Annotated in this window: 19 protein-coding genes; 9 read left to right on the top strand and 10 right to left on the bottom strand. The window is 36.4% G+C overall.

Going from position 1 to position 17030, the window contains the following annotated elements:
- Positions 1 to 370 precede the first annotated feature (370 nt).
- A complete protein-coding gene (locus ACY45D_RS11420) occupies positions 371 to 676 on the top strand; it encodes a DUF1905 domain-containing protein (protein ID WP_463106856.1) in 306 nt (101 codons plus the stop codon).
- A 66-nt stretch (positions 677 to 742) separates the two neighbouring features.
- Here the strand turns inward: ACY45D_RS11420 and ACY45D_RS11415 are convergent, their stop codons facing one another.
- On the bottom strand, positions 743 to 1261 hold the full coding sequence (locus ACY45D_RS11415) for a DJ-1/PfpI/YhbO family deglycase/protease (protein WP_463106855.1): 519 nt from the start codon (positions 1259 to 1261) through the stop codon (positions 743 to 745).
- A 295-nt stretch (positions 1262 to 1556) separates the two neighbouring features.
- On the opposite strand from ACY45D_RS11415, the gene pheA reads away from it, so the two are divergent.
- The 7 genes from pheA to ACY45D_RS11380 all read left to right on the top strand — a co-directional run bounded on the left by pheA (position 1557) and on the right by ACY45D_RS11380 (position 8514).
- Complete coding sequence (gene pheA / locus ACY45D_RS11410) at positions 1557 to 2663, top strand: prephenate dehydratase (RefSeq protein WP_089604838.1); 1107 nt, start codon at positions 1557 to 1559, stop codon at positions 2661 to 2663.
- Between the two features lie 33 nt (positions 2664 to 2696).
- The gene (locus tag ACY45D_RS11405; RefSeq protein ID WP_463106854.1) at positions 2697 to 4943 is read left to right on the top strand and encodes a bifunctional prephenate dehydrogenase/3-phosphoshikimate 1-carboxyvinyltransferase; all 2247 of its coding nucleotides are present in this window, start codon (positions 2697 to 2699) and stop codon (positions 4941 to 4943) included.
- Between the two features lie 540 nt (positions 4944 to 5483).
- On the top strand, positions 5484 to 5861 hold the full coding sequence (locus tag ACY45D_RS11400; RefSeq protein WP_463106853.1) for a hypothetical protein: 378 nt from the start codon (positions 5484 to 5486) through the stop codon (positions 5859 to 5861).
- 170 nt (positions 5862 to 6031) lie between these two features.
- Entirely contained in the window at positions 6032 to 6772 is a 741-nt protein-coding gene (locus ACY45D_RS11395) for a hypothetical protein (protein WP_463106852.1), read from the top strand.
- Positions 6773 to 6978: 206 nt separating this feature from the next.
- Complete coding sequence (locus ACY45D_RS11390; protein ID WP_463106851.1) at positions 6979 to 7356, top strand: IS630 transposase-related protein; 378 nt, start codon at positions 6979 to 6981, stop codon at positions 7354 to 7356.
- Positions 7353 to 7883, top strand: coding sequence for an IS630 family transposase (locus ACY45D_RS11385; protein WP_463109389.1), 531 nt, complete (start codon positions 7353 to 7355; stop codon positions 7881 to 7883). Before ACY45D_RS11390 ends, ACY45D_RS11385 begins: the two co-directional genes overlap by 4 nt.
- A gap of 64 nt (positions 7884 to 7947) precedes the next feature.
- Positions 7948 to 8514: a hypothetical protein gene (locus ACY45D_RS11380; RefSeq protein ID WP_463106850.1), complete on the top strand. Its 567-nt coding sequence runs from the start codon at positions 7948 to 7950 to the stop codon at positions 8512 to 8514.
- Between the two features lie 317 nt (positions 8515 to 8831).
- On the opposite strand, the gene ACY45D_RS11375 is transcribed toward ACY45D_RS11380, so the two are convergent.
- The 8 genes from ACY45D_RS11375 to ACY45D_RS11340 form a co-directional block, all read right to left on the bottom strand.
- Positions 8832 to 9272: a DUF2147 domain-containing protein gene (locus ACY45D_RS11375; RefSeq protein WP_463106849.1), complete on the bottom strand. Its 441-nt coding sequence runs from the start codon at positions 9270 to 9272 to the stop codon at positions 8832 to 8834.
- A 205-nt stretch (positions 9273 to 9477) separates the two neighbouring features.
- Positions 9478 to 10509, bottom strand: coding sequence for an RNA 3'-terminal phosphate cyclase (gene rtcA, locus ACY45D_RS11370; RefSeq protein ID WP_463106848.1), 1032 nt, complete (start codon positions 10507 to 10509; stop codon positions 9478 to 9480).
- 250 nt (positions 10510 to 10759) lie between these two features.
- Positions 10760 to 11221, bottom strand: a complete 462-nt coding sequence (locus tag ACY45D_RS11365; protein WP_463106847.1) for a DIP1984 family protein — start codon at positions 11219 to 11221, stop codon at positions 10760 to 10762.
- 25 nt (positions 11222 to 11246) lie between these two features.
- Positions 11247 to 11651, bottom strand: a complete 405-nt coding sequence (locus ACY45D_RS11360) for a DUF7684 family protein (RefSeq protein ID WP_463106846.1) — start codon at positions 11649 to 11651, stop codon at positions 11247 to 11249.
- A 5-nt stretch (positions 11652 to 11656) separates the two neighbouring features.
- On the bottom strand, positions 11657 to 12076 hold the full coding sequence (locus tag ACY45D_RS11355; protein ID WP_463106845.1) for a hypothetical protein: 420 nt from the start codon (positions 12074 to 12076) through the stop codon (positions 11657 to 11659).
- A gap of 4 nt (positions 12077 to 12080) precedes the next feature.
- Positions 12081 to 13352, bottom strand: a complete 1272-nt coding sequence (locus ACY45D_RS11350) for an RtcB family protein (RefSeq protein WP_463109479.1) — start codon at positions 13350 to 13352, stop codon at positions 12081 to 12083.
- A 209-nt stretch (positions 13353 to 13561) separates the two neighbouring features.
- Positions 13562 to 14044, bottom strand: coding sequence for a hypothetical protein (locus tag ACY45D_RS11345; RefSeq protein WP_463106844.1), 483 nt, complete (start codon positions 14042 to 14044; stop codon positions 13562 to 13564).
- 94 nt (positions 14045 to 14138) lie between these two features.
- On the bottom strand, positions 14139 to 14414 hold the full coding sequence (locus ACY45D_RS11340) for a hypothetical protein (protein WP_463106843.1): 276 nt from the start codon (positions 14412 to 14414) through the stop codon (positions 14139 to 14141).
- A 213-nt stretch (positions 14415 to 14627) separates the two neighbouring features.
- On the opposite strand from ACY45D_RS11340, the gene rtcR reads away from it, so the two are divergent.
- On the top strand, positions 14628 to 16223 hold the full coding sequence (gene rtcR, locus ACY45D_RS11335) for an RNA repair transcriptional activator RtcR (RefSeq protein WP_463106842.1): 1596 nt from the start codon (positions 14628 to 14630) through the stop codon (positions 16221 to 16223).
- 64 nt (positions 16224 to 16287) lie between these two features.
- Here the strand turns inward: rtcR and ACY45D_RS11330 are convergent, their stop codons facing one another.
- Complete coding sequence (locus ACY45D_RS11330; protein WP_463106841.1) at positions 16288 to 16920, bottom strand: alpha/beta hydrolase; 633 nt, start codon at positions 16918 to 16920, stop codon at positions 16288 to 16290.
- Positions 16921 to 17030: the final 110 nt, after the last annotated feature.

Genomic DNA, 17030 nt, shown 5'->3' with positions numbered 1-17030 from the left:
TCTCAATCAAGTGGTGGTCCAATTTACATCAAATCTATCGGGTTATTTACACGAAAGCATTGTGTACATTGCCAAGAACCTAAAACCAAATCAAATTGACCCATTTAGCCCAGTCTTTAAATTAAGTACGTAAAACATTTAAGCATTCACTAATAAAAATGGGTAACTCTTGAGTTGAACGAGAAGAGGTTTGATAAAAGTATGATGAGATTAATAAAGCCAGTACATTGTCTAGTTTGGTTTAATTAATCTAGTTGGGGGGAAGTCTCAGGTATTTGTATTGTATTTACTCGTCATGTTAAAAATAGAATGGGCAAATGGGATAAATATAATCGTGATGAGAGTATTCAAATTTTGAGAAAAATTAAAGATGATGGGCAATGAAATTCATTTTTTAGTTGAATCCACAGTTCAACGTTATTCGGGTGTTGGTGGTTGGCACTATGTGATTATTCCCAAACAACAGTCTGCTGAAATAAAAAACTACTTACTTCAAAGACGGAGTTGGGGGCTTGTATCTATTACTGTGACACTAGGTCAAAGTGTGTGGAAAACATCTATATTCCCAGACAAACAATCAGAAGGTTATTTGTTACCGCTGAAAGCAGAAATCCGTAAGAAAGAAAAAATCAGCTTAGGAGATCGTATTTCATTTTCAATTCTTTTATCTGTTTAATCACTAAATTGTATTTGAAAATAATTAAAAAGTTTCGTTCACTTCATGCTGATGAATGAATAGAAACTAAACCCTTAATACACTTAAACATTCATTGATAAAAATAGGGAGTTCATAAGTTGAACGTGAAGAAATATACAGATTATTGTCATTAACCACTTCACGATCGAAAATAACTGCTCCAGCATCTTTTAATTCTTTAATCAATTCATCAATCGAGGTTAAGCGACGACCAATTGCAATTTGAGCATCTATCAAGAGTTGGGGGCTATAACAACACAAAAAAATTGGTTTCTGTGCATTGGCAAAATTACGTAAAAAATCAATAAAACGTGGGTCTTGTTTGAGTAAAAGTGGAGAGTTCCCACCGGGAATCATCAGCGCATCGAAGTCTTGCACTGAAATTTCATCGATCCCTAAATCGATACTTACAGATGATTTGCGTTGCTTGCTATAAACAATATTTCCAGCCAATTTTTCAATATTTCGTACAGAATGACTGGCTGCACGAAAGGCTTCGACAGGATGATGATATTCTGTATCTTCAAAATCATGGGTAATCAAAACAGCGATTCTTTTATTCATATTCTATTTCTCGAATTGCGCTTAACTCTTTCATCATAAATGGAAATCGTCATAACTCTATAGCTGCTTTGTAAATAAATTATGTGAAAAATAACGATGGAATTGGCTGTTTTTTATACAAAATTGAAGCAGTATTTAGATTCTCATCAATCAATTATTTTCGAATTGATGAACCGTGTATTGTTGCTAAGATAAAAGCAGTTTTGCTCAACAAATTTAATCGAACTATTGTTATACTGTCGGAGGTCTTAAGCTTAGACTTTTCGTAATTCTCGACTTTAAAGGGCGTATAACAATGATCAACGATGATCAAAACACGACTTCTCTCGATCTTGCTCAAATCCGTGAAGATATTGATTCTGTAGATCAACAAATTCAACAATTGATTAACCGCCGTGCAAAGCTGGCGGAAGCAGTTGCCAAAGCAAAATTTGCCGCAGAAGAGAATCCGCTGTTTTATCGTCCTGAACGTGAAGCGCAAGTATTACGTAAAGTGATGGATCGTAATGAAGGTCCATTGTCTGATCAAACCATGGCACGTTTATTCCGTGAAATCATGTCAGCCTGTTTAGCGCTTGAAGCACCACAAAGTATTGCATTCCTTGGTCCAGTTGGGACCTATACACATTCAGCGGTTTTAAAACATTTTGGTCAAGATGCTGTGGTTCGTCCATTGCCAACGATCGATGAAGTGTTCCGTGAAGTTGAAGCAGGCAGTGCACACTATGGTTTAGTACCCGTAGAAAACTCATCAGAAGGTGTGGTTAACCACACTCTAGATTGCTTTAAAGTATCGTCTTTGAATGTAATTGGTGAAGTTGAATTACGTATTCATCATCAATTCCTTGTGTCTTCAAATACGCGTAAAGACAGCATCAAACAGATTTATGCACATCAACAAACCTTGGCGCAGTGCCGTAAATGGTTAGATGTACATTATCCGGGCGTAGAGCAGGTTGCTTTAAATTCCAATGCAGAAGCAGCACGCCGTATTCGCAATGAGTGGCATTCAGCGGCTATTGCATCGGACGTAGCAGCAAGTATTTATGATTTAGAAATTTTGCATGGCAATATTGAAGATAATCCAGAAAATACCACACGGTTCCTTGTGATTGGGCGTGAAAAAATTCCTCAAAGTGGTAATGATAAAACTTCATTACTCATTTCTGCACATGATCGTGCAGGGGCATTATTGGAAATTTTAGCGCCTTTTGCGAAACATAATATTAGCTTAACCAGTATCGAAACTCGTCCTGCATTACCTGAAAAATGGGCTTATGTGTTCTTCATCGATTTAGAAGGTCATGTGGAACAGGAAAATGTGAAAGCAGCGATTGAAGATATTCGCCCATTGGTGAAAGAAGTCCGCGTACTGGGTTCTTATCCTGTTGCTGTACTTTAATATTGTTGTGAAATTAGTGGTATAAAAATCGTCATGTCACAACTATTATTTAAAAAAGTTGCATTCATTGGACTTGGACTAATTGGTTCAAGTCTCGCTCGTGTGATTGTCGCAGAACACCTTGCAGAGAAAATTGTAGCGTCAACGCGTTCACAGAAAACTTTAGAAGATGCTAAAAATTTGGGAATCATCTCTGAAGGGTTCAGTGATCCGATAGATGCAGTGAAAGGTGCAGATTTAATCGTACTGGCTTTACCTGTACGTGCGACACAGAAAATTCTTGAAATTATTCAACCTTATATCGCTGAAAATGCAATCATTACCGATGTGGGTAGTACCAAGGGTAATGTGGTTGAAGCTGCCAAAGCTGTTTATGGTGAACATTTGCCTGCTGGTTTTGTTCCGGGACATCCGATTGCAGGTGCAGAACATACAGGTGTACATGCAGGTAAAGTTGATTTATTTGCAAATCATAAAGTGATTTTGACACCATTGCCGAGTAGTGCAGATTGGGCTGTAGAGAAATTAATACAGTTGTGGCAAGCAGCCAAAGCTGAAGTGATTTGTATGGATGTAGATAAGCATGATGAAGTGCTTGCACATACCAGTCATTTACCGCATTTGATGGCATTTAATTTGGTCGAACAGCTTGCAAATCGTGAAGATAATCTTGATATTTTCCGCTATGCAGCAGGTGGTTTTCGTGACTTCTCTCGTATCGCAGCTAGTGATCCGCAGATGTGGCACGATATCTTTTTTGCCAATAAAAAAGCCATTCTCAATGCTGTAGATGGTTTTGAAACACAACTTGCAACATTACGCCAACTGATTGAAGATGAAAACTCACAAGCTTTGATGGGATTGCTCGGTCATGCACAAGCGGCAAGACAACATTTCAATCATATGCTCGCCAATAAACCTTTGATGGAGAAAAATAAGGTGACACAACAATTTACCATTTTGCCGGGTGATAAGACATTTAAAGGTAAATTTACCGTGCCGGGTGACAAGTCTGTGTCACACCGTTCCATCATGTTTGGTGCGATTGCAGAAGGTACAACGCATGTAACAGGCTTCCTTGAAGGTGAAGATGCGCTTGCGACACTACAAGCTTTCCGTGATATGGGTGTCAGTATTGAAGGCCCTAAGAACGGTGAAGTGACGATTCATGGCGTAGGAATCAACGGTTTAAAAGCGCCGAAGACAGCTTTGTATATGGGGAACTCAGGTACATCAATGCGTTTATTGTCAGGCATGTTGTCTGCGCAGCAGTTTGATTCTGTTATGACGGGTGATGCATCGTTGTCGAAACGTCCAATGGAACGTATTGCTAAGCCTTTACGTGAAATGGGTGCACAGATTCAAACAACGGGTGAGCGTGGTACGCCACCAGTATCAATTACTGGCGCTCAAGCTTTGAAAGGGATTCATTACGATTTACCTATGGCATCTGCACAGGTGAAATCTGGAATTTTACTGGCAGGTCTGTGGGCTGAAGGTGAAACTTCAGTAACTGAACCTGAACCAACTCGTGACCATACAGAACGTATGTTACGTGCATTTGGTTATGATGTGAAAACTGAAGGCAATCGTATCTCTCTACAAGGTGGTGGAAAATTAGTGGGTACTGAAATTCAAGTCCCTTCTGATATTTCTTCAGCAGCATTCTTTATGGTCGGTGCAGCGATTACTGAAGGTTCTGATGTAACACTTGAAGCTGTAGGGATTAACCCAACACGTACAGGTGTCATTGAAATCCTCAAACAAATGGGTGCTGACTTAACCGTTGAAAATGAACGTATTGCAGGTGGTGAGCCAATCGCAGATATTCGTATTCGTGGTACACGGACATTGAAGGGTATTCATATGCCTGAAGATCAAGTGCCTTTAGCGATTGACGAATTCCCATCGCTATTTATCGCCGCAGCATGTGCTGAAGGTCAAACGGTGTTAACAGGCGCTGCTGAATTACGTGTTAAAGAGTCTGATCGTATTCAGGTGATGGCAGATGGTTTAAAAACCATGGGCATTGACTGTACACCAACCGATGACGGCATCATTATCGAAGGTAAAGGTCAATCTGGTGATTGGTCTGCGATTTTCACAGGTGGTGAAATTGAGTCACATCACGATCATCGTATTGCAATGAGTTTTTCGATGGCAGGTTTACGTACTTCTGGTGAAATTAAAATCGTTGGTACGGAAACAGTTGCAACCAGTTTCCCTACATTCACCGAGTTGGCGAATCAGGCTGGCTTAGCTATTCAAGTCACTGAATAAGTGGCTTAGCGTCAGTTCGGGGTAAGTTCTGATGTACGTTATTGAAAAGATAGACCATGCACAGCGGAGTCTTACCGTTTAAAGTCAGATGTAAGGATTAACCCACTTCGTCTTGCACTTCGCTTGAAATATATTTCAAGCTTGATCAGGTTCGACCTGAGAGGTATTACCTCGCAAGGCTTTCGGGAAAAGTAGGCAAAACCATTTGTCAGTCGCCAACTCGACAGATACTATCAAGTATCTAATATATCGCAAAAACAGTATATTGCAGATGTAGTCTGGCCTCGAACAATGCGACTGACGTTTCCGCGTATCATATAGTTGGGAAGATATCTTATCCCAAGCTTAGATTGATTTTGAGTTAGATGCTTGCTCATTTCTTTTTAACTTTAAATATAGAAATGCGGGAATCGATAAAAAGCTCAAAGAATCATCTGATCGTTGTATATTTGTTCGACAACAGCCAAGCAAAAGCTTGGCTGTTTTGTTTTAATTGCTTATTCTAAAACCCTACAACTATAAAGTCTTTTGGATGAAGCGATGAGAACATTACAATTTACTGCAAACTGTGAAAATCATGTAAAAAGCAATGATCATGGGAATGCATGTCATGTCACTCAGGGATATGTGACAGATTTATTGTCAAAGCAACTGACTGAATATGGTTTTAAAGTAGAGACAACAAATTCTGAAGAAAACTTAGCTGTGAGTGTTGCAAACCATCCGATAGATTTAGGGGTAAATTGTCAGCTTAATGATGATGGTTTACTGAGTTGTGAAATTTCGGCACATGCAGACGAAGAACAAGCTTGGTTTAAGAAGATTGAAACGCAGAGCATGATTAAGCAATTGGCAAATGCGGTTGAAAATGCACTAAAGCAAAATGATACGTTTAGTGGTTTTCAGTGGAAAGGGTGAAAATACATTTGTATAAATGCTGAATAGAAATGTCAATTTAGCATTGATATACAATTGAAGAATATTTAATGTATGCTATATAAGGACTAAGTGTTGCTTGTACAGATTTTTTATTGATTCAGCATTTTGTCTATGCAATTATCTATGACAATTAATAATAGAAAATAATTATGGCTTCAATTCTTTCGATTGTAATTGCTTGCATTCTTTGGGGAGTTTCATTATTTTTACCTGTAAAAGATGGTATGACTGGTTTCCAGGTAATAATCGTTGCATTAATTATGCATGTTTTTATTCTTCCTTTTTTTTGGGTATTTCCTGTATGGGCAAATTTCACATTCTTTAGAGCAGTTTGGTATTATAGTCAATCATTTAAAGAAAGGTCTTATAATGATAAAAAAGCCAAAAAATGGACAGTATTTACTTTTATTTTAATGATTTTCGGTATTCTCATACATATTCTGATGGCTAAAGCATTTGAACTTAATATTGGGTCAATTATTTGGCTATCTTCTTCTGTTTTTTTATTATGTGGTATATATATTCATTCATACAAAGAAATATATGCAATGTTATGTTTAAGTATTTTGATCTTGGTATTTTTTCTGGGGGGATTATATTTGTATAACAAAGAACTGAATGATTACCAATATCAAGATGAGCAGTATAAAAAATTTGATTTAGGTAGAAAACTATTTCAAGGTAAAGAAAGTGATCTAAAAATTCCAATTTTAACTCAAGTAAAGCAAAATAATTTAAATAGGTTAGAAAATAAAGTAGAGCTTGAAAAAACTATAAAAAATTTAGAATTTTCAAAAAATGATATAATCGAAATACAATTCAACACGATTATTCCAAACTTTGAGCAAAGTGCCGAAAAGTTAAAGTGTGAATTAGAAGTAGGACAGTAATTTAGTTTACCTTTACCACCACAGTATATTGAACGCAATATCTTTTGGAAAAATTATCATGATTTTGCGATAGGTATGCCTACAAAATTAGAAAGTAATTATATATATAAAGTACGTTCAATTGATAAAAGACATACTCAAATTGAAATTATAGAAAAAAGATATTTTTGAGCTACAATAGATAAATTCTTTTAAACTGTTTTTACATGCCAAAAATATATTCAGAAGACTTACGTCAGAAAGTCATGGAGTTCTACACAAAGAGCAACCATAAATCAAATACCTGCACGACTTTCAACATCGCCCGAACAACATTGGATGACTGGATTCTACTTGAACAGCAGACTGGACAACTGGCTCAGCCTAAACTTGTCAATGTTGGTAGACCATCATCCATTAAGGATTGGCAGGCATTCAAAGTATTCGTGGAAAATACAAAGTTTTCACAGGCAAAAGACTTAGTTGCCTTATTTGAAATTCAGTTTGGATATGCGATTACTTATGATGTCGTGCTTGCTGCACTTCATAAATTAGGTTGGACTCATAAAAAAAGAGTTTCCTCTACAGACAAGCCTGCAAAATAAGCAGAACGGTATTTCAATGGATTCTCCCTCAATGGGAAAGTGAATATGGTCAGGAAAATATTCTGTATGTAGATGAATCTGGAATAAACAGTGCTGAGACAGCAGAATATGGCTGGTCATTTAAAGGGAAACGTTGTCAAGATTTAAAATCAGGTGGTCATGGAAAAAGAATAAGTATGCTCAGTGCCGTGAGATCAAATTCCCCATACAGTTTTTTGTCACCAATAGTTTTTCAAGGTTCATGTGACAGAAAGTTATTCACAGGATGGCTTGATTATTTATTTCAAAATTTACCTAGGTCAAAGTATCTTTTGATTCTAGACAATGCTTCTATTCATAAAGGCAAAGAGATAGTACAGCTTGCGGAAGCGTATAATGTACGAATTGCCTATCTTCCTGCATATAGCCCTGATTTAAATCCAATTGAACAAGCATGGTCTGTACTAAAAAGGAAAGTCAGAAATATTGTAAGTCAGCAGAGTATTTCTATCTCTGAGGCTTTAGATATTGGATTTAAAGAAATGTAGCCTTTAATTTACATGTGGCTATATTCAGAAAAATAATAAAAAGACTATATATGAGCAAACTTTAGTGACGTATGCACAAAAGATATATGCAGATTATCATCGATGTGTTTATGGACCAATTGGATATGTAGATGAGCTATCAGCTGCATTTAAAATGCCATATTCGTCAAATATGTTGAATTTAGGAGGTAATTGGTTAGATGTGAGTGGAAAGTTTACCGGAAGTGAAAATTTAACAAAAAAATGTTCATGGGAAATGATCTCAAAGAAATTATATGCATTTGAAAATAAAAAAATAAAATTTACAGATAAAAGTTTTGCTAAACCAATATTATTATGTTCTGAAAATTATGTTGCCGTCTTATATTTTAGGTATGACCAGTCAAAAAAAATAGATAATTCTATGGAGTTGATAATGTTTCATCGATTTGATTTAGAGCCAATTGATTGTGGTAGCTGGCTTTTTCATTTTGAAAATTCAAAAATCAAGAGATTGTTTAATAAAGAACTAACTATACAAAGTTTAAGTATCCTTGATAAAGAAAAAGGAAATAAATGCCCAGATATTCAAATTGAATTAAGTGATGGTTTTATGAGTGTAGAAGATAATTATTTGGCAGATCATTATTAAACTTCTGATGTAAATCTTCTGAATATATTTGTGAACGTAAAAGCAATCTAAAAGGGTTTATCTATTGTAGCTCAAAAAATAATCTAGTTATAGATCGTATTGTATACTTGTCTAAGTTGCCATTAGAATTGCTAAAACAAATAGGAAAAATTCATTGTATTTTTAATATTTCATGGTATTCAGGCTATGAACATTAAACTTTTTGATACACTCCCGATAATTTTTTTATCAAATCAGAATTTTCTATAACTAGAATCTAGACGGCAGTCATATACAAAAGAATTAACTGCCATCATTTTTCGACAAAGCTTAAAATATTATTCGATACGCAACCAAGTTTGGTTACGACCAATTGCAGAAATGCCTAAATAGCCACGGAGAAATAATTTTTTACCGTTAGAGCTTACTTTGCCTTTTAAACGATAAATTTTCCCAGAAACAGGGTCGATAATTTTACCGTCGGTATAATTGACTTGATCTGTGGTTTTTAACCCAGAAATGACTTGCATACCAATGATCGGTTTATTGGTATAAGGTGCAGGGCAGTTGGTACAAAACTCTTTTGGTGTATAACCAGGGCGAGGCGTGGATTTCAATGCAGTACCTGCATAAGTCCCATTACTTTGCTTTTCAATTTTGACCAGTCCTTTAGCTTCGCCAGTTTTGTCATCGATATAACGCCAAGTTCCTGAAATATCTTCAGCAAAAACGGATGAGCTAAGTAAAGCGATGCAGGCAGCCATTGAAAAAATTTTCATAAAATCCCTTTGATATAATACTTTTAAAACATCAGCTATGATTAGCTAATACATTGATTATACAATTAATTATGAAGGTCAATATTTACATATTACGCCAAATATATGCGATTTTTTAAACTAAAAAGAGATGTTTTATGGGGCATGGTCGAGTAAATTGATTGCTTTGTGTTAATTCAATTTGCTTTTAGAAATAAAGTGAGCATCAAAAATTAACACTCACTTTATAAATTTTATGGATTGGTTCAAAGTCAATTTTACAGTCTAAAAACTTTTGAATCATATAGGCTTGAGTTTTTGTATGCTCACTGATGGCTGATGCGGTAAATTGCCCACCTTGGCCTAAAGCTAAAGGCAATAAAAGTTGGTCTGCTAAGTATTCATCCACCACAGCATCTATGGCTAAATAAGCTTGAACCTCTTTCGCTAAATCATGTGCCACTTTTTCAGCACTTTTCTTCATTTCACCTAATGCTGAAAATACTTGCTGATGATGTTCATAATTTAAAACTACAAAAGCCGTATTTCCTTGGCTGATTCCTTGAAAGTTCAGTCTTTTACGTTGTGTTAAGCTTAATTTGTTATTTAACACTTCAAGTTCACGATCTGCAATATTGGGTTGAATATTTAAAGCTGCTGCAAAAGCATTGATTTCAAGTAATTTGCCTTTATTCAAAACTGAAAATTTCTGCTTTTCTACCCATGGGTGGATGGTCACACTGATTTGACCTGCACCAATTGGAAAGAAGCCAGCTTGCTTGCATTCAAAATCAACCTGTATCCCAAGCTGCTGAATGGTAGGTAGAAAGCAACGTTCAATAAAATCAGCAGTTGGTGCCATAGGATTATGTGTACCGCCGTGTATGGTGATTTGACTGGCTTCATTTTGCATCATCAAAACAGGCAGTAAGGTTTGTAGTACCAATATCGTGCTGCCCGCAGAACCGATCTGAAAATCGTACTTTCCTGCTTGAACTTGTTGGGGGTGGAAATGCAATCTTTGAGAATGCAATTCTGCACCTTCTACAATTGCGTTACTGATTCGTTGTGATGCTTGTACACACACCAAATGCTGACGCATTAAGCCTGGTTTTTTACGTCCTGCACGGATATTCACAAGTTCAAAAGGAATCCCTGTCAGCATTGAAAGGGAAAGTGCAGTTCTTAAAATTTGTCCGCCGCCTTCGCCTTGTGAACCATCAATTTGGATGGTTTTATTTTTGAGTAATGTATTCATTTTCTTCTATCAATTTTATAAAAAGAACATACTGTCAGTACATGGTGATGCTAAGTGAGTGGTAACTTTGTTCTCACAAAGGTTTTCATTGTGCAATGTGATGGGTTGATTTGTGCCTATTTTGGTTAAGCTAACCCACTCGCTCTGCAAGCCACTACACATTATTTTCAATCCAGTGTTGTGGAAGTAGGGGATCTTGCACTCGCCCAGTATGTTCAAACTGGATTATAAGCCGAAACTTATAAATTCTTTAAACTTCAAGTAAATCGATTTGCCAATTGGTGGCTTGTATCAGCACATTTAAATCACGCAATTTGGCACTGATATCATCTGCTTGTTTTTGCAAGGATGATACAGGAATCACTTTGTGCCATTTAATTTCACGTGAGCTATAGCGATCAGGCTCACGATGCGTATTGCTAATTGCAGTCGTTAAAATTTTATGACGTTCTACAAGCTCATCGCGCTGAGTCAATAAAGCCAATAATGAACGACCATCTGTAAGTTTCGCCAACGCATTGGTTTGATGAATGGCATAAACCAGTTTTTGAGATTCCTGAGTTAAAGCAAAAACTTGTTTCAATAACTCGTTTGGATCTTCCGATGGTTCATCACCTTCTTGTACCAATACATTTGCATTAATACGTTGTTTTAATGAAGCGAGTTTTTTCTGTTGATCGCTTCGTAATAATAATGCTTCTGCGAGTTTCATTTTATTATCCTTATAAATTAAATAATTAGTGAATATTTAGCACAATGATTTGATATATAGCCTGTTGAGGTAATGTATCGACTGGAATGGATTCAGCAAACTCTATAACTTCTTCTAAAGTTTGATCTTCATGCCAAGTGGTCATGAGGGTATAATCATCGTCATCAGGCAAGTCGTAATTACAGAATTCTAAATAACTATAATCTAGTGCATCATCCCAAATTGAACACTCATGCCCCCAAGCCAATGCCCAATAACATTGCTCAGATTTCACAATCCAATCACTACATTTATTTCGCCAATCATTACTCACATTGTTGTTATGTATAGCGATTACAACAATGTAAGGTTGTTGTGGTAATCCATGATGGATTGCTTGATTAGCCAAAAGATTGTAATGACTGATCTTAATTTGTTTAGAGCGATCCATTGGTTTTACTCACATTCAGTGGGGACTTGGGAAAGACAAAAAGCTTTATGATATATAAGTCCTTTTTCAATCCATACATCATATGAAAAAGAGTGAATATTTCGTTGTAAGGTCATAAGCTCATTTCTCCAAATACGCACATCCCCATGCTTTATATGTTTAGACTCATCCAAATATCTTTGTAAAAGTAATCTTTTTTCAAACAGATCATTTAAATGTTTAAACTGATAAGCGACCATAAAGTAAAGTAAATATTTAAAAAAATTCTGTTTGTTACATTTATGGTCTATAGCTAGTTCTAAAAAAAGTAATATTTCATCTTTCCATATCAGATATAAATCCCATTCAGGAGCAGGTAAATTCTCATCAGAAAATGCCCACGCCCGAATCTCAATTATGCTTGGATTGGAAGTGATGGTCACCATGTTATTACCCCTTCACACAAACAACCTGATTCAATGTATAAACTACTTCCACCAAATCGCTTTGCGCTTTCATTACATCTTCAATCGGTTTATAAGCAGAAGGAATCTCATCAATTACCGCTGCATCTTTACGACATTCCACACCCTGAGTTTGTTCAATCTGATCTTCTACAGTAAACAACTTTTTGGCAGCAGTACGGCTATGTACACGACCCGCACCATGTGAACATGAACAGAAAGATTCCTGATTTCCTTTACCTTTGACAATAAAAGACTTCGCACCCATAGAACCCGGAATGATCCCATACTCACCCAAGCGGGCACGTACCGCACCTTTACGAGTAACCATGACTTCTTGTCCAAAATGTTCTTCTTTATCAACATAATTATGATGACAATTCACAGCTTCAACTTTGGCATTAAAGGGCTTATTGATGATAATACGTAAAGCCTGAACAGCAGCTTCCATCATTAATTCACGGTTTTTCATGGCAAATCGTTGCGCCCAACCCACCGCAAACCAATAATCATCAAAATGTTCAGTACCCTCAACCAAATAAGCTAAATCTTTATCGGGCAGGTTAATAAAATGCTTTTGCATATCTTTACGAGCAAGCTCAATAAAGTGGTTTCCAATCGCATTCCCAACACCACGAGAACCTGAATGCAACATGATCCAGACTTGCTGATGCTCATCTAAGCAGATTTCAACAAAGTGATTTCCAGTTCCTAACGTACCTAACTGTTTATGGTTATTGGTATTTTTTAAACGAGGGTGCTTGGCACAAATATATTCAAAATCTGTGACCAATTCAGCCCAAACCTGATCGACACGCTCAGATGTATTTTCCCATGAACCACGGTCACGACGACCACGACCTTTCGTCATCCCATGTGGAATTAAACGTTCAAGCTCAGTACGTAATGCATGTAGATTATCAGGTAGATCAGATGCAGTTAAAGATGTAAGTGCCGCCATCATTCCACAGCCAATATCTACACCAACAGCAGCAGGAATAATCGCACCTTTGGTTGGAATCACACTTCCAATGGTTGCACCTATACCGACATGCACATCAGGCATAACAGCCATCCATTTATAAATAAACGGCATTTGTGCTGTTTTTAACAGTTGATCTTTCGACTTCTCATCGACAGGGACACCTTTGGTCCACATTTTGATAGGAACACCTTTAGCGTCCTGAATAACGTTATAAGTACGTTCCTGATTTTGTGAAGAACTTGCTTGTTTTTCAATTTGTTCTGCGATTAACATTGTCATTGCTTTTATCCTTTTCAAAACCTGCTTGCCAAGCGGTTGCAGACAGGTGATATAGCTATACATCTTATGATGCATGTATTGTATATTGCGAAGAGTGTGCCAAGTTTGTTTTAAATTTTAAATAAATTTTTAAGACATTGATAAATATTAAATAAAATAAAATTTTTTTCATTTAAAGGCTTTTATATAGTTTTTTAAGAAAATTATATATCTTTAAATATATCTAAATATAAATTTTTATATCTAATGAATCCTATATCTAATGCGTATTTTTCACCTGTAATGATGAGATAATAATTAATCTCGCCATTAGGGAAATCCAGTTTGCTAAAGTACATGGGATGATCTGGAAATTGATAGCCGTAGCACTGTGCAATGTAATCGAGTATTCGGAATGTTAGAAAACTTCTTTTGTCATCTAAGTTTTGAGTTGGTAAGCGGGTATTAAGTAATAAAAATAAAGGAAATATTTTACTTTCAAGCTCACCAAGTGAAATTTGCTTTGCAGTAAATTTATGTTCTTTGAAAAAATGATAATGTTTAAAAAAATTGCTTTCTAAATCTAAATTCTTATCATATTTGATGCAGTCAGCTGTAATTAAAAATTCCCTGATTTGCCCATCAGTTTCAGAAATACCTTCTAAATATCCTGCAAGATGACGAACTTCTCTTTTATTTAATTTCATAATTTCACATATTTTTTGAGAATCCATATAGTAAATATGGATTCTATAGACGAATTTTAGATAAAACGACTGAATGAATTTTTTTCTGAAACGCTTACTGAATATCCCACACCGTATTTTCATCAGTGTGTTGATAATGCTCCTCAATATGGATTTTCAGCCTCAGTGCAAGGGGATCATCTTCCAATATTTGGCTGTGACCATGGAGAAGTTTTAATTCACTTTTTTTGCGACTCTTGCTAGGTGGTTTGTCTTGATAATCTTGGCATTTTTTGTACCAATGATTGGTTTGCAAGTAGTATTTTTTGATTCTTAATTGCTCTAGGGCAAGATCGATATTGTCGTTTTGAACAATAACTTGTATAGACATGTTTTGCGTTTTAAAGACTGACACCTGTCTATGGTTTTGAGTTGAAGTGTTAAATTAGCAGAGGTGATGAAAAGATACAAGAATATTGTCTATAGCTAAAATGGTTAATCAGATGATCATGCAATATTTGATTAACACAAAGACTAAATTTAAATGTTTTAAGATAAAAATCCCGATATGATGGATATGAAAATATAATTTTTTATAGAAAGTATGCAAAATACCAAAAAAACAGTCGTTATAGGTTTTGTGGGTTCAACCTTAGATCAAGGCAAAAAGCCTGAGCGTTGGCAACGTTGGCGTCCGACCATGAGCTTACTCATGCATGAAGACCTCATTGTTGACGAATTGGTATTATTGCATGATCGCCGTAATACAGGTTTAGTTGAGCATTTACAACGAGATGCTTTGCAGCTTTCTCCACAAACACAGGTGACAGGTCATAAAGTCAATATTCGAGATCCGTGGGATTTTTCGGATATGTATGGCGCATTATATGACTTCGTAAAGTCATATCCCTTTGATGTTGAAAATAATCATTATCTATTGCATATCACCACTGGAACACATGTGGCGCAAATCTGTTGGTATTTACTGATAGATGCACATTATCTTCCTGCAAAACTCATTCAAAGCTCACCAGCAGGAAAACAACAACCTGAAGGTGAATATCGCATTATCGATTTAGATTTATCTCGTTATGCAGCTTTAACACAGCGTTTTGAGCATGAGCAGTCTGAAAATTGGTTGCAGCTTAAAGCCAATATTGCGACAAAAAATAAGAATTTTAATCAACTGATACAAGAAGTTGAATTAGTCGCAACACGTTCGAGTGCTCCAATTCTAATCATGGGAGCGACAGGTGTAGGAAAATCACACCTAGCCAAACAGATTTATCAGCTTAAAAAAGAAAAGTTCCATTTATCAGGACGTTTTATCGATGTGAACTGCGCTACTTTAATTGGTGACAGTGCCATGTCAACATTATTTGGACACAGTAAAGGTGCTTTTACTGGAGCAATTTCAGCACGTACAGGTTATTTAAAAAGTGCTGATAACGGTATTTTATTCCTCGATGAAATTGGTGAATTGGGGCTGGATGAACAAGCGATGTTGTTGAAAGCACTTGAAGATAAATCTTTTTTTCCAGTTGGGAGTGACAAGGAAATTCAGGCTGATTTTCAACTGATTGCTGGGACGAATAAAGATTTACGTCAAGAAGTTCAGGCAGGGCGCTTCCGTGAGGATTTGTGGGCAAGACTCAATACGTGGACCTTCTTTTTGCCCAGTTTAAAAGACCGTTTAGAGGATATTGCGCCCAATATAGAATTTGAATTACAACGCTTTGCCAATCAACATCAACGTCAATTACATTTTCATAGTGATGCCTTGCAGAAATATTTAAAATTTGCACAGTCTTATGAAGCGACTTGGCAGGGTAATTTTCGTGATTTAACAGCAAGTGTGACTCGAATGGCGACCTTGGCAAATGCTGAACGGATAGGCTTAAATGAAGTGAATGCTGAAATCAATCGCTTACAAAAGATTTGGAATATTGAGCAGCATACATCTTCACGTGTATTTTCAAATCTTGATCAAATACTAAGTGCCGAACAAATTGCACAGATTGATGAATTTGATCGTATTCAGCTTGAAGGTGTCATTGAAATTTGTCGCAAATCTAAGTCGATGGCAGATGCAGGACGGCGTTTATTTTCAGTCTCTCGTGAGCAACGGCAAAGCGCCAATGACAGCGATCGAGTTAAAAAATATTTGGCTAAGTTTGATTTGACTTGGAATGATTTGTAAATGTGATCTTACAAATGAAAATAAGGCTCATGATGAGCCTTATAACTTCATAACTTCACGAAATTTAAGCAACCAGTAAGAAGCGAGAAATCGCAATTCTGAGTTGTTTTAAATAACCTGTAAAAAAGTGATTTGCACCAGGTAATACGGTAATGAGATGTCGTTGTGGTTTTGCCCACTCCAATAAATCATCGAGTTTTGTGGTTGGATCAGCTTCACCATGCACAAACAAAATATCACCTTTAATTGGCGGCGTTTCGTAGTGGCGAATTCCATCAACAGTCGCTGTAGGCAAGCCACACAAAATCACTTGTTTCGGTTTTATTTCATCAGGTAGGGCATGATAAGCCTTGGCCATGACATGCGCACCAAAACTAAAGCCCCCTACATAAAAAGGTAGACCTTTGTGTAATTGTCTTACATGCTTAATGACATCTAGAATATCATCAGTTTCGCCGTGGCCTTCATCGTGAATACCTTCACATTGGCCTGAACCGCGGAAACTTGGACGATAAACCACACACCCTTGTTCAGCAAGAATCTGCGCAAGTAGTGCTGGAACTTTATGTTGAGGTGTCCCACCTTGTAGTGGATGAGGGTGACAAACGACAGCAAATCCTTTTACTTCGCCCAGAGGATAGTCAACAAAAATTTCGATTTTGCCGACCGAACCTTGAATGAACAGTTGTTCGGACATAATTTAAACGATAAATAGCAGGGAAGTGCTATAGTTTACCGATTATGTTCACAGAAAACACGAATTGGAATTAAAATATTCCGACTGATATAGTTTGATTAATTATTTTT

The sequence above is a fragment of the Acinetobacter sp. BZX-2 genome (genome assembly GCF_055179795.1).
The sequence above is the reverse complement of the archived record's forward strand: the minus strand, read 5'-3'. Positions and strand labels throughout refer to the sequence as shown.

Coding starts and splice junctions, on each gene's coding strand:
- ACY45D_RS11420 (WP_463106856.1), top strand. CDS start 371: ATGATGGGCAATGAAATTCATTTTTTAGTTGAATCCACAGTTCAACGT.
- ACY45D_RS11415 (WP_463106855.1), bottom strand. CDS start 1,261: ATGAATAAAAGAATCGCTGTTTTGATTACCCATGATTTTGAAGATACA.
- pheA (WP_089604838.1), top strand. CDS start 1,557: ATGATCAACGATGATCAAAACACGACTTCTCTCGATCTTGCTCAAATC.
- ACY45D_RS11405 (WP_463106854.1), top strand. CDS start 2,697: ATGTCACAACTATTATTTAAAAAAGTTGCATTCATTGGACTTGGACTA.
- ACY45D_RS11400 (WP_463106853.1), top strand. CDS start 5,484: ATGAGAACATTACAATTTACTGCAAACTGTGAAAATCATGTAAAAAGC.
- ACY45D_RS11395 (WP_463106852.1), top strand. CDS start 6,032: ATGGCTTCAATTCTTTCGATTGTAATTGCTTGCATTCTTTGGGGAGTT.
- ACY45D_RS11390 (WP_463106851.1), top strand. CDS start 6,979: ATGCCAAAAATATATTCAGAAGACTTACGTCAGAAAGTCATGGAGTTC.
- ACY45D_RS11375 (WP_463106849.1), bottom strand. CDS start 9,272: ATGAAAATTTTTTCAATGGCTGCCTGCATCGCTTTACTTAGCTCATCC.
- rtcA (WP_463106848.1), bottom strand. CDS start 10,509: ATGAATACATTACTCAAAAATAAAACCATCCAAATTGATGGTTCACAA.
- ACY45D_RS11365 (WP_463106847.1), bottom strand. CDS start 11,221: ATGAAACTCGCAGAAGCATTATTATTACGAAGCGATCAACAGAAAAAA.
- ACY45D_RS11360 (WP_463106846.1), bottom strand. CDS start 11,651: ATGGATCGCTCTAAACAAATTAAGATCAGTCATTACAATCTTTTGGCT.
- ACY45D_RS11355 (WP_463106845.1), bottom strand. CDS start 12,076: ATGGTGACCATCACTTCCAATCCAAGCATAATTGAGATTCGGGCGTGG.
- ACY45D_RS11350 (WP_463109479.1), bottom strand. CDS start 13,352: ATGTTAATCGCAGAACAAATTGAAAAACAAGCAAGTTCTTCACAAAAT.
- ACY45D_RS11345 (WP_463106844.1), bottom strand. CDS start 14,044: ATGAAATTAAATAAAAGAGAAGTTCGTCATCTTGCAGGATATTTAGAA.
- ACY45D_RS11340 (WP_463106843.1), bottom strand. CDS start 14,414: ATGTCTATACAAGTTATTGTTCAAAACGACAATATCGATCTTGCCCTA.
- rtcR (WP_463106842.1), top strand. CDS start 14,628: ATGCAAAATACCAAAAAAACAGTCGTTATAGGTTTTGTGGGTTCAACC.
- ACY45D_RS11330 (WP_463106841.1), bottom strand. CDS start 16,920: ATGTCCGAACAACTGTTCATTCAAGGTTCGGTCGGCAAAATCGAAATT.